This is a genomic window from Streptomyces eurocidicus (assembly GCF_002891295.1).
Taxonomy (GTDB): Bacteria; Actinomycetota; Actinomycetes; order Streptomycetales; family Streptomycetaceae; genus Streptomyces; species Streptomyces eurocidicus.
This window is the reverse complement of sequence record NZ_LGUI01000002.1, coordinates 678,298-690,701: the sequence shown is the minus strand read 5'-3', so window position 1 is coordinate 690,701 and position 12,404 is coordinate 678,298. Positions and strand designations below refer to the sequence as shown.

The window sequence follows — 12,404 nt, the reverse complement described above, 5'->3', positions numbered from 1 at the left end:
AAAAACGGCCTCCGGCCCGGCGCGCCACGGTCAGGGCTCCCGGAGGTGCCGTGCGACGTCGTCCGCGTCGGGCAGGCCGAGCTCGCGGAAGACGCTCTCCGCACGGTGGTAGTGCTCCCGGGCCCGGTCGGCGTCGCCCTGGGCCCGGTGGGCGTGGCCGAGCTGGGCGAGGGCGCGGGCGAGGATGCCCGCGTCGCCGCGCGCTTCGGCGATGTCCCGGGCCCGCGCGGCGTGGTCGGCGGCCGCCACGGGTTGTCCCGAGAGGTTGTGGGCCTCGGCGATCGCGCCGAGCAGCAGGCCCTCACGGAAGCGGGAGCCCGTCTGCCGCCACAGGCGCAGGCTCTCGTGCAGGCTGTCGAAGGTCTCGGACGTCCGCCCGGTCCGCAGGCAGACCTGGGCGAGGTTGTGCAGCGCGTTGGCCTGGCCCGCGACGTCACCGGTCGCCCGGGTGACGGCGACGGCCTCGCGGCAGTGCGCCAGCCCTTCCTCGGCCCGGCCGGTGGCCAGCAGGGCCAGGCCGAGGAAGCCGAGCGCGTACGCCTCGGTGCCGCGGCTGGCCAGGGCCCTGCAGTGGGTCAGCGCCTCGCTCAGCATGGCGTGCGCGGCGGTGAAGTCGCGCAGGGCCAGCGCGCCCCCGCCCCGTGTTATCAGGACGTGGGCGAGCAGCGTACGGTCCCCGGCCGCCCGGCACAGCTCGACGGCCCGGTCCAGGGCGGGGGCGCCGAGCCGCATGGCGAAGCGGTGCTGCACGGAGCTGCCCAGCATGTACAGGGCGCGTGCTTCCGCGGTGCGGTGGCCGGCGGCGCGCGCGGCCCCGGCCAGGGTCCGGGCGGCGCGCTCGATGCCGTAGGGCTGCGCGCCGAGGCGGCCGAGCGGGTCCGTGGCCAGCAGCAGGTCCGCGCAGACGGTCAGCGACAGGGAGGCGTCGTCCGCGGCCTGTTCGATGAGTCCCAGGAGTGACGACTGTTCGTCGAGCAGCCAGGCGTTGGCCTCCCGCGGGCCGGTGAAGACCAGGCCCGTGGAGCGCAGCGGCGCCGCGTGCCCGGGGAAGAGGTCGTCGGGCAGCGCCGCCCGGTGGGCGTCGAGGGCGGTGGCGAGGGCGAACTCCAGCAGGCGGGCGAGCGCGGCGGTCCGTTCGTGATCCGGTACGTCGGCGACCGCGGTCTGCCGGGCGAAGAGCCGGAGCAGGGCGTGGTAGCGGTAGCGGCCGGGGGCGACCGACTCCAGCAGGCTCAGGTCGACCAGCGACTCGCACAGCTCCTCGGCCTCCCGCTCCGGCCGGGCGAGCAGCGCCGCGGCGGCGGCCACGCTCACCTCGGGCACCTCGGGCAGGGCCAGCAGCCGGAAGGCGCGGGCGCGTTCGGCGTCGAGCAGTTCCATGCCGAGCCGGAAGGTCGTCTCCACGGCGGCGTCCTCCGCCGTGAACGTGCCGAGGCGGCGCCGCTCGTCCGCCAGCAGCGCGGCGGTCTCCACGAGGGTCTGGTCGGGCCGGACGGCCAGCCGGGACGCCACGATGCGGAGGGCGAGCGGCAGCCGGCCGCAGGCGTCGAGCACCTCGGCGGCGGCCTCCGGCTCGGCGGACACGCGTCGTTCGCCGACGATCCGGGTCAGCAGGTCCAGGGCCTCAGCCGGGGTCAGGGGCCGCAGGTCGACCAGGGTGGCCCCGGTCAACCCGGCGAGCCGGGACCGGCTGGTCAGCAGGACGGCGCTGCCGGGTGCGCCGGGCAGCAGGTCGCGGACCTGGGCCAGGTCGCGGGCGTTGTCCAGCAGGACGAGCACCCGCCGGGTGGCCAGCATGGAACGGTAGAGGGCGGCCCGCTCCCCGGGCAGCGCCGGGAGGTGACCGGCGCGCACGCCCAGGACGCGCAGGAAGCGGCCCAGCACTTCCATGGGCTCCGCGGGCCGGGGGTCGGTCCCCCTCAGGTCCGCGTAGAGCTGCCCGTCCGGGAAGCGGTGGCGCATCCGGTGGGCCACGTGGACGGCGAGCGCGGTCTTGCCGATGCCGCCCATCCCGCTGACCGCGCTGAGGGCGACGATCCGGCTGCTCCCCAGCGCGGTGCACAGCCGGTCGGCCTCGTCGTCACGGCCGGTGAAGTCGGCGGTGTCCTGGGGCAACTGGGCCGGTCCGTCGAACCCGCCCGGAACCCGGAACCCGGTCGGGCCGCCCGCCCGCCGCCCGGGTCCGGCGGTGAGGATCCGCTGCTGGAGCCGGTCCAGGCCGGGACCCGGGCGGGTGCCCAGCTCCTCGGCGAGCGCACGGCGGACGCGCGCGTGGACGTCGAGTGCGTCCGCCTGCCGTCCGGCGCGGTGCAGAGCCGTCATCAGCAGCTCGTGGACCCGCTCGCGCCACGGGTGCTCGACGGCCAGCGCGCGCAGCGGACCGAGCGCGTTGTCGTACCCGCCCAGCGCGATCTCGGCCTCCCAGCGGGCCTCGACGGCCGCCAGGCGCAGCTCCTCCAGCCGGGTGCGCTGGGCGTCGGCGTACGGCCCGGGCACGCCGGCGAGCGGTCTGCCGCGCCACAGGTCCAGCGCGGAGACGAGCAGGGACCGGGCCCGTTCGGGCCGGCCGGCCGCCCGGTCCCGGCGTGCCTCGGCCGTACGGAGCTCGAAGACCGTCAGGTCGACGTCCTCCGGGGCGACGCGCAGGATGTAGCCGTCGTCCGTGGTCAGCAGCGTGCGCGCGGCGGCGCGAGGTGCCCGGCCTGGCTCCAGCAGCCGGCGCAGGGTGAAGACATGGGTGCGCAACGACCCCAGCGCGCCGGCCGGGGCCTCGTCGCCCCAGACCGTGGCGATCAGTTCGCGGGCGGACACAGGGGTGCGCGCCCGCAGCAGCAGGACCGTGAGCACCGCCTGCAACCGGGGTGCGCCGACGGGCAGTTCGGCCGATCCGTCGTACACGCGAAGGGGACCGAGAACGGTGAACCGGTGGGCGGCGGTTCGCCCGGATCCGCCGTCGGAGGAGTGGCCGGGAGGGGCGGTGAGGGGCATGGGGTGTCTCCGAGCGACGTGAGGACCGCGGGGCGTGAGGACCTTTTGACGGGACGTCACGGAGGACGGATCGCCCGTGGCGCCGGTTCCGCGTGCCGGGTTCGGCACGCGAGGAGCCGCCGCTCCCGTCAGGGGATCGGTGCCGGTCCGGGCCCGTCCCGGCGCCCGGGCTCGTCGCCGAGCAGGGCGAGGAGGCCGTCGGCCTCCGGCATGCCCAGGCGGGCGCAGATCTCGTGCGCGGCGCGCCGGTGCGCGCGGGCGCCGTCGTGGTCCCCGATGCGGCCGAGGGCGGAGCCGAGCGCGGCCAGGGCGTGGGCGCGGCCGCGGTCGTTCCTGACCTCCTCCAGCGTCGCGACCGCGGTCCGGGCCAGCCGGGCGGCCTCCTCGGCGCGGCCGGTGGCAAGCCGGTTCTCCGCGAGCCGGGAGAGGGTGAGCCCTTCCCACAGCCGGTTGCGGCGAGCTCCGAAGAAGGCCAGCGCCTCGGTGAGGCGTGCGGCGGACTCGGCGGTCCGTCCGGCGGCGCCGAGGACGACGCCCAGTTCGTACAGTGCGAACCCCATCCGGCGGCCGTTGCCCAGACCTTGATGGAGCACCAGGGCCTCCTCCGCGTCCGCGACCGCCGGGGCCGTCTCGCCCGCCGCCTGGCGCACCCGGCAGCGCGCGCCGAGGGCGTTCGCCTCGCCGAGCCGGTCGGCGTGCGCCCGGAAGACCGCCAATGCCTCGGTGAGGAGGGCGTGGGTCTCGTCGTGGCGGCGCAGGTGGTACAAGCAGCGGGCCAGCAGCACCAGGGCGTCGGCCATGACGAGCGCGTCGCCGACCGCGCGGCTCGCCGCCACCGCCTGGCGGTAGACCACGACCAGTTCGCGGAGGCGGGCCGCGTAGTAGTGACCGTGACCGAGGGCCAGGTAGGCACGGCCCGCGCTGCGCCGGTCGCCCAGGCGGAGCGCCGCGGCGACCACTTCCTCGGCCGCCTGCTCGAACTCCGGCCCGGGGCGCCCGCGTTCCAGCAGCTCCTCCGTCATGAGCAGCAGGTCGGCCGCCGGGGCGAGGGTGCCGTCGGGGGCCTTGGCCGCCTGGCGCACCGCCGCGAACAGGCAGGGCGCCTCCTCGGCCAGCCAGGCGCCGGCGTCCTCGGCCGTGGCGAACGTCAGTCCCGGGACCGTCGCGGTCATCCCCAGGCGTTCGGCCCTGTCGAGGGCGCCGGGGTACGAGGCCCGCACCGTGGACATCAGGAACTCCAGCAGGCGGCGCAGGGCGGCGGCCCGCCCCTCCGGGGACTCCTCCGCGCTCGCGCGTTCACGCGCGTAGAGGCGGAGCAGGTCGTGGTAGCGGTAGCGGCCCGGGGTGGGCGACTCCAGCAGGCTGACGTCGACCAGGGACTCGCACAGCGCCTCGGCCTGCGGCTCGGGCAGGTCCAGGACCGCGGCCGCGGCGGCGGAGGAGACGTGCGGGCCGTCGGGCAGGGCGAGCAGCCGGAAGGCACGCTGCTGGTCCGGCCTGAGCTGGGCGTGGCCGAGCGCGAAGGCGGCCTCGACGGTCAGGTCGGCTACGCGCAGTTCCGCCAGGCGGTGCTTCTCGTCGGCGAGCCGGCCGTGCAGCGCGCCGAGCGGCCACGCGGGGCGCGTGGCCAGCCGGGCCGCCACGATCCGCACGGCCAGCGGCAGGTGGCCGCAGGCCGACACCAGCCGGGCCGCGTCGTCCGCCTCGGCGGCGACGCGGGCCCGGCCCATGACCTTGCCCAGGAGTTCGAGTGCCTCGTCCGGGGTCATGACGCCGAGGTCGACCAGGCGTGCGGAGACCGGCCCCGCGGGCTTGGCGCGGCTGGTGACCAGGACGGCGCACGAGGGCGGACCGGGCAGGAAGGGCCGCACCTGCTCGGGGCCGTGGGCGTTGTCGAGGAGGATGAGCACGCGGCGCCCGTCCAGCCGGGTGCGGAAGAGTGCGGAGCGTTCCGCCAGCCCCTCGGGTATCGCGACGGCGTCCACGCCCAGCGCCCGCAGGAACGAGCCCAGCACGGTGGCCGGGTCGGCCGGGTGGCCGCCGACGCCCTGGAGGTCCGTGTAGAGCTGTCCGTCCGGGAAGGTCTCCCGCACCCGGTGCGCGACGTGTACGGCGAGGGCGCTCTTGCCCACTCCGCCGGCTCCGGAGACCGCCACCATGGCCGCGGCCCCGGGGCGTTCGGACGTCAGCAGCGCGCACAGGTCCGCCACGAGCGTGGCGCGGCCGGTGAAGTCGGCGAGGTCGCCCGGGAGCTGGGCGGGCAGCGGCGGCGCGACCGGGTCCGGGAGCCCGGTGCCGCCGGTGACGTCCGGCGGCATGAGCAGATCCCGTGCTCCGGCGAGGTCGGGGCCGGGTTCGAGTCCGAGCTCCTCGCTCAGCAGCAGGCGGGTCTCGTCGTAGACGGCGAGCGCTTCGGCGGACCGGCCGTCATGGTGCAGCGCCCGCATCTGGAGGGCGCGCAGCCGTTCGCGCAGGGGATGGCGTGCGGCCAGGTCGGTGAGCTCCGTGAGGACCGACCGCGGGCCGTCCAGCTCCAGGTCGAGCTCCAGGCGGGCTTCGAGGGCCGTCAGGCGCTGGTCGGCGAGCCGGGCGCGGTGCGCGTCCATGGCCGCGCCGGGGACGCCCGGCAGGGGGTCGTCCTGCCAGGGCTCCAGCGCGAGGCGCAGCCGGGCGCGGGCCTCCGCGAGCTGCCCGGCCGCCCGGGCCCGGCCCGCCGAGGCGACGTGGTCCTCGAACCGGGCGAGGTCCACGGCCTCGCGCGGCACGTGCAGCACATAGCCGTCGGGGACGGACACCAGGACCTGAGGGGACTCGCCCGCGGCCCGCTCCGGCTCCAGCAGCTTGCGCAGCCGCGAGACGTACGTCCGCAGGGTCCCCACGGCGCGGGGCGGCGGGTTCTCGCCCCACAGGGCCTCCACGACGTCGGCCACCGAGGCGGCCCGCTCCTCGCGCAGCAGCAACACCGCGAGGAACGCCTGCTGTTGCGGGGAGCCGAGCTCCAGCTCCCTGTCGCCACGCCACGCGCGCAGCCGCCCGAGCAGCGCGAACCGCAGCCCGGTGTCCCCGGTGACCATCTTTCCGCCCCACCCCATTGACGCCTTCAGGCGCGCATGCCATACGGCGGGCCGACCCCCGTTTTCCCGCCGGGCGCTCGGCACGTCGTCCCCCGGCGTGCGCTGGCCTGGATCTTACCTGTGGACAATCCATCCTTTAACGCCGCCGGGCCGCCACCGGGGCACGCTCCCCCGCGGGCGGGCACCGCGCCGCCGCGCCGGACGGAGACCGCCACCGGCGCCCTCGTCCCCAATACTGGGCCCCGTCCTCCGGAGGGAGTGGTGTCCAGGCGATATCCATACACGTTTCGGCCGGGTCCGTGCGCGTCTCCCTGCCGGGCCACCACTGGGAGGTCCGGTTCCGGGCGCGCCCTCTTCCTGGCACGTCCTCCTCCGTGGCGCGTCCTCCTCCGTGGCGAGGGGAACGGCCGTGTGGCCGGCCCCCGGCGTGGTGCCGGCCCGGTCGCCCGGGCGGCGGCCGTGCGTCACGGACCGGGGACGGTGTCGGTGCCGAGGACCGCGGTGCGCAGGGCGGCCGCGAGGCGGACGACGGGTTCGGTCGGCGGCCGGGGAAGCCGGGCCAGGAGCAGGCGCCGCAGTTCCTGCGGTCCACCGCGTACCGGCAGGACGCGCACGCCGGGCGGCGCGGCGGCGGCCATGGCCGAGGGCACGGTGGTCAGCCCGCAACCGGCGGCGACGAGATGCAGTCTCGCCGGCCAGTCCCGGGCCGTGTGGACGATCTCGGGCCGCTCGTCCAGGCCCGGCCACACCCCCATGAGCCCGTCCGCACCGGATGCCGAACCGGCGATCCACCGCTGTCCGCGCAGGTCGGCCACATCGACGAAATCCCCGCGGGCCGGCGGGTGCGCCGCGGGCACGGCCAGACAGAGGGCGCGTTCGGTGAGCGTCTGCAGCGCCAGCGGGGGCGACTCGGCGTCCGGTGCGCGAAACGGCGGCGCCGAGGCCGGCAGGGCGAGATCGATGCTGCCCGCCCGCAGGGCGCGCACCAGCGCCGGGGTGCCGCCTTCGCGGCTGATGACGCGCACGCCCGGGTCGCTGCGCCGCAGCGCGGCAAGGGCCCGCGGGACCAGGGTGGTACCGGCGCTGGGGACCCAGCCCAGGCGCACGGTGCCACCGGGTTCGGGCAGGCCGGACAGCTCGCGGGCGGCCTGCCCGATCTCGTCGAGCACGACCGTCGCGCGGCGCATGACGAGCCGCCCGGCCGGCGTGAGCCGCACGCCGTCACGCCGCCGCTCCAGCAGTTCCGTGCCCGCGGCCCGCTCGATCGAGGCGATCTGCCGGGACACCGCCGACTGCGTGTAGCCCAGTGCTGCCGCGGCGGCGGTGAAGGTGCCGTGCTCGGCCACCGCGCGGAACACTCGCAGCGCGGTCAGGGACACCTCCGTGAAGTCCATGACGTCAACGCATACCACCCATGCGTAACTTTCGTTGGACGCATGGAGTGGGCGTTCCTAGCGTTGAAGGCATGAAGAAGGCTTCCCGCATCGCCCTCGTCACCGGCGCCAACCAGGGGCTCGGCCGGGCTCTCACCGAAGGGCTCGCGGCCCGGACGGCGGCAGGCGACCTGGTCCTGCTCACCGGACGCGACCAGCGGCGCGTCACCGATGCCGCCCGGGAGGTGGGGCGGCTGCCCGGCACCCGTGCCCAGGTGCTCGGGCGGGTCCTGGACGTCACCGACACCGACGCCATCGGCCGGCTCGCCGGCGAACTGCGGGGCCGGTACGGCGGCGTCGACGTGGTGATCTCCAACGCCGTCGCCCGCCTGCTGCCGGACGAGTCCCAGGCCGAGCGCGCCGACGAGTTCATCGATGTGTCCAATACCGCCACCCACGCCGTCCTGCGCGCGTTCGGCCCCGTCCTGCGCCCCGGAGGCCGGCTGCTGGTGGTGGCCAGCGGCCTGGGCACCCTCGGCCACCTCGACCCCCGGGTGCGCCACCTGTTCGACGGCGCGAGCCTCGATCCCGGGCGGCTACGCGCGCGACACCCAGAACTCCACGCTCGAACACCCCGAGCCGCGCTTCCCGAACCTCACCCTGCTGCGCGACAACGCCACCCACCGCTTCGCCGACATCCGCGGCAACGGAACCGGCGACGGCACCTGGGTCGTCCAGTGGCCCTACCAGACCAACCCCAACGGCACCCCCGCCATCAACGAGACCTTCTACCTCCACCCGCAGTTCTGACCTCACGGGCGGGTGGGCCCCGACGGTGCGGGGCGACAGCGGGGCGTCTGCGTACCGATGTCGCGCATGTCTTCCCGGTCCTCAAACGCCTGCGAGAGGACTCCCCTACGCGTGCGCATCCGTGTGTGCTTCCGGGGCCGGGTCCGTCGCGAGCTCGACCCGGGGTCTGCTGAGCCCGCCCTTCCAGCGGAAGGCGGCCGGGAGTTCGAGACCGAAGTGGTCGAGGATGCGGGCCACGAGGTGCATGACGATGTCGTCGATGGTCTCGGGGTGGTTGTAGAAGGCCGGCATCGGCGGGAGGATCAGGGCACCCATGCGGGCCAGGGCCAGCATGTTCTCCAGGTGGATCTCGTTCAGTGGCGCCTCACGGGGGACGAGGACGAGTTTCCTTCGCTCCTTGAGCGTGACATCGGCCGCTCGTACGACGAGGTCTTCGGCGTACCCCGCCCGGATCGCGGCCAGTGTCTTCATGCTGCACGGGGCGATGATCATCCCGTCGGTCGGATAGGACCCGCTGGCTATCGCGGCCGCCTGGTCTCCGTGGCCGTGGACATGGCCGGCCATCGCGTGCAGATCCCGCACGGTGTAATCGGTCTCGTACTCCACCAGCGCACGCCCCCACCGGGTGAGCACGAGGTGGGTCTCCACGTCCAGGGCCCGCAATGCCTGCAGGGTGCGCACGCCGATGACGGCACCCGATGCGCCGGTCATGCCGACGATGAGGTTCACGACCGTACCTTCCCGTTGTCGATCGCGGCAGCCGAGGGGGAAGCGGTGTGCGGCGGCCGGTCACCGAGCGACCAGGCGATGCCGTGCAGGAGTCCGTGCCGGCTGACGACCATCGTTTCCTTGCCGGTGTGCTTCATCGTGGCGCGTACCACCAGTGCACTCGCGACGATCACGTCCACCATGTCCGGGTGCATGCCGGGGATCCGGGACCGCTGCGCCGCCGTGGTCGCCAGCAGTTCGGTCACCACTCGGTCCACCTCGTGGTAGGTCAGGCATCCGGGGCGGTGTCCGGCCGGGGAGAACGCCCCTGCCCAGGCGATCGCCGCCACGGTGGTGACGGCTTCGGAGACCCCGATCAGGGCGGCGTCCCGCGTCCCCGGCAATGCTTCCAGCGCCTTGTCGAGCTCGGCCCCGATGGCCTCTTCGGCCGCGGCGATCTGCTGTGGTGTCGGCGGATCGGTGCGCAGATGGTGTTCCGTGATCCGTACGCACCCGAGGTCGGCGGAGACGGCATGCTCGACGTCCGAGGTTCCGAGGGCGAACTGGGTCGAGCCGCCGCCGATGTCGGCCATCAGGTACGGGGCCTCGATCCCACCGGCCAGGCCGCGGATGACTCCCTCGAAGGCCAGATGAGCTTCTTGCCCGCCGGACAGCACCTCGCTCGTCAGGCCGAGTGTGTCGCGCACCAGGGCGAGAAACTCCTCGCCGTCGGCGGAGCCGCGCGAGACCCAGGTGGCGCACATCCGAACGCGCTCGACATCGAACGCGGTGATCAGCGCCGCGTAGTCGGCGAGGACCGCACGCGCTCGGTCGACGGCCTTCCTCGCGAGTCTCCCGGTGCGACCGACGTCCTGCCCCAAGCGGATGATGTCGAATCGTTCCACCACCTCGACCATCCGCGCGGCCGGGCCGCGCTCCGCCGAGGGCAGGTCGGCCACGATGAGCCGGAGCGAGTTGGTGCCGCAGTCGATCGCCGCCACCCTGGTGGACGCGTGGCTGGGCGGCCCGGGCCGCCGGAGCGATGCGGCGCCGCCGCCTATCCGGTCCCATATTCGGTCCTGCATTCGATCCTGTTCCGCAAAGGCCGGGACACCGACCGGCCCGCCGTCGGCACGGGGCCGCCGGGAGCGGGGTGCCAAGGCGGCCGGGTCCACGTAGTGGATGTCGATTTTGGTCATCCAGTCGTCCTCCGGCAGAGGCCCGATGACGTAGATCTTCTTCCCGGTGCCCGCGGCGTAACCGAGTTCCCAGGCGCAGTCACGGCCGATCGGCGGTTGGCAGATGACGCAATCGGCTTCGTCAATGGCTCGTTGGCACGCCAGGGCGCCGTCGGGGAATCCGAATGAATCGGCCTTGTCCTTGGGTAACCACAGGGGTAACCCGAGGATGTCGGCGAGGCGTTCGGCGTCACGGGGGTCGGTCTGCTCGTTCTTGCATTTGGCGCAGTAGTAAGCGTGCGGCATACGAATCGCTCTTCCGGTCGGGGCGTTCATGACGGCGTTCCTATGGCGGTGTCTCGGGTGGTGGCCTTCGTCTGCCCGGCCCGCTGGTCGCCCGAAGGGATCCATGACGGACAGCGGGACGTGGCCCTGTACGCGGCTCGGGCAGCCGGTGGTGCACCGGTGCTTACCCATCGGCTCGCGCGCCTCAACAGCGTGGATGGTGCGCCCGGCGCATTCCGGCCATACCTGCCCAGGACCCCGGTGGAGGATAAACTCCGAAATGGTTACAGAGCCTGGCGACCGGTTACGACAAGACCGCTGCTTCCTGGGAAGCAGCGGTCTGCCCTGCGTTCGTGCCGCTCTGGGCGAAATCACGGTGCGGTCGGGCCTTACGGCGAGGTCACCTCGATGGCGCGGACGTTGCCCAGCTTGCCGTCGCCGGCCTCGGTCTGGTTCCGGTAGAGCATCTGCACGCGGAAGGCGAGGGGGGTGCCGGGTTCGATGCTGTGTCCCTCGTCAGGGGAGGTGAGGGTGACGTTGCCGTCGCTGCCGTCCTTGGTCACCGTGAACCAGTATGTCTCTGTCGGATTGACGCGGGTTCCCGGCGGCACGGTGTAGGAGACCTCCCACTTCACCACCCGCTCCTCGTTGGCGGCCAAGGTGAAGTCGTAGCTGATGACCCACCCCTTCGCGTCCTCGGGGTAGCCCTGGGGCCACCCCGGGAGGTTCGGTACGTATTCGACGCTCACGCGGGGCAGTTCGACGTCGGTGGTGACCGAGCCGGAGTACCTTTCGGCGGTGTTGGCGCGCGTCGGCGACTTGATCAGACTCGTACACGTCAGGCGGCCCTCGTAGCGGTGGTCGATGGTGCCGCTCAGGCTGACCATCGCCTTGCTGCCCTTGGGCAGGTCGATCGGCAGGCGGAGGCCCTCCCGTACCGAGCCGGTTCCGCAGACGGCGCCGTTCTCGCCCTGGCAGATCAGTTCCAGGTCGGTGAGTTCCGCCGGGACGGTGGCCTCCACCAGGGCGTCCGGGGCGTCGTTGGGGCCCAGGTTCTCGACGCTGATGCCGTAGGTGACCCGGTCGCCCGACTTCGCCGTCTGCGGGCCGCTCATCTCCAGCGGCATGTTCACGGGCAGGGCGACCTTGAGGTTCCTGATCCGGTGGGCCGCGGTGGCACCGCCCGTACCCGCCGCGAAGCCGAGTTTGAACGTCTCGGGCATCCGCGTCTGCCCGGGAGCGCTGGCGAGGTCGAAGTCGTCGATCAGCAGGCTGCCGTTCGGGTTGGCCTTGTCGGCATGCCGTACGGTCAGCCGGCCGTCGATGACGGACACCTGGATGTGGGCACCGGCCTCCCACGACCCGCGGAACCCGCCGGGCACCTGGACACCGGTGAGCCAGCGGAACCCTTCCCGCAGGCTGCCGGAGCCGCGTACCCCGGCGGTGTCGGGAAGCCGGCCCGGGCCCTCCGTACCGGCGAGTGCCGTGGCGAAGTTCCCGAAGTTGTCGAAGCCGACGCCCACGTACCCGGCCGTGACCCCCGGGGTGACGATCGTGTCCGGCCCGGACTTCGTGAAGGAGTAGCCGAGCGCCCCGCCCCTGCCGCCGGGGCCTGTCGTCTGCTCCCCGTCGATCAGATAGACGCTGAACCCGTCTCCGAATCCGACACCGCTGCCGCCCTCGCAGGAGTAGTCGAAGTCGATCGTGACGCCGAGCGATGAGGAGAACGGCTGGTCGAGGAAGGCCGTCCCGGCCTGCGCGGCGGTATTGGGGGTGAGTTCCAGGCTGCCGCCGTTCAGCTGCGCGCTGCCCAGCAGCTTCCAGTGCGGATTGGTGACGGTGTTCTGGGTGAACGATTCGATGATCGGGAACTGCACTTGCCGGGAGGCTGCGGACGCGTGCGTCGTCATGAATCACTCTTCCTTGGCCGGACTTGCCATGGGGTGGACGGTTCACGCCGTTCTGATTCGCTGTGTTCGCGAGCTCCA

Annotated in this window: 6 protein-coding genes and 1 pseudogene; 1 reads left to right on the top strand and 6 read right to left on the bottom strand. The window is 73.8% G+C overall.

Annotated features, from left to right (window positions below; genetic code table 11):
* Nucleotides 1-30 precede the first annotated feature (30 nt).
* From AF335_RS07885 to AF335_RS07875, 3 genes are all read right to left on the bottom strand, one after another.
* On the bottom strand, nucleotides 31-2,898 hold the full coding sequence (locus AF335_RS07885) for an AfsR/SARP family transcriptional regulator (protein WP_170127624.1): 2,868 nt from the start codon (nucleotides 2,896-2,898) through the stop codon (nucleotides 31-33).
* 218 nt (nucleotides 2,899-3,116) lie between these two features.
* A complete protein-coding gene (locus AF335_RS07880) occupies nucleotides 3,117-6,062 on the bottom strand; it encodes an AfsR/SARP family transcriptional regulator (RefSeq protein WP_170127623.1) in 2,946 nt (981 codons plus the stop codon).
* Nucleotides 6,063-6,526: 464 nt separating this feature from the next.
* Nucleotides 6,527-7,456 (bottom strand): LysR family transcriptional regulator, encoded by a 930-nt coding sequence (locus tag AF335_RS07875; RefSeq protein ID WP_102917543.1) that lies wholly within the window; start codon nucleotides 7,454-7,456, stop codon nucleotides 6,527-6,529.
* Nucleotides 7,457-7,527: 71 nt separating this feature from the next.
* On the opposite strand from AF335_RS07875, the pseudogene AF335_RS07870 reads away from it, so the two are divergent.
* Nucleotides 7,528-8,022 (top strand): annotated as a pseudogene (locus AF335_RS07870) (SDR family NAD(P)-dependent oxidoreductase); the annotation flags it as partial.
* Nucleotides 8,023-8,350: 328 nt separating this feature from the next.
* On the opposite strand, the gene AF335_RS07865 reads toward AF335_RS07870, so the two are convergent.
* The 3 genes from AF335_RS07865 to AF335_RS07855 form a co-directional block, all read right to left on the bottom strand.
* A complete protein-coding gene (locus AF335_RS07865; RefSeq protein ID WP_102917542.1) occupies nucleotides 8,351-8,974 on the bottom strand; it encodes a UbiX family flavin prenyltransferase in 624 nt (207 codons plus the stop codon).
* Complete coding sequence (locus AF335_RS07860) at nucleotides 8,971-10,437, bottom strand: Ppx/GppA phosphatase family protein (RefSeq protein WP_211304076.1); 1,467 nt, start codon at nucleotides 10,435-10,437, stop codon at nucleotides 8,971-8,973. The genes AF335_RS07865 and AF335_RS07860 overlap by 4 nt, the downstream gene beginning before the upstream one ends.
* 368 nt (nucleotides 10,438-10,805) lie before the next feature.
* Nucleotides 10,806-12,326, bottom strand: a complete 1,521-nt coding sequence (locus tag AF335_RS07855) for a lectin-like domain-containing protein (RefSeq protein WP_102917541.1) — start codon at nucleotides 12,324-12,326, stop codon at nucleotides 10,806-10,808.
* Between the last annotated feature and the right edge of the window lie 78 nt (nucleotides 12,327-12,404).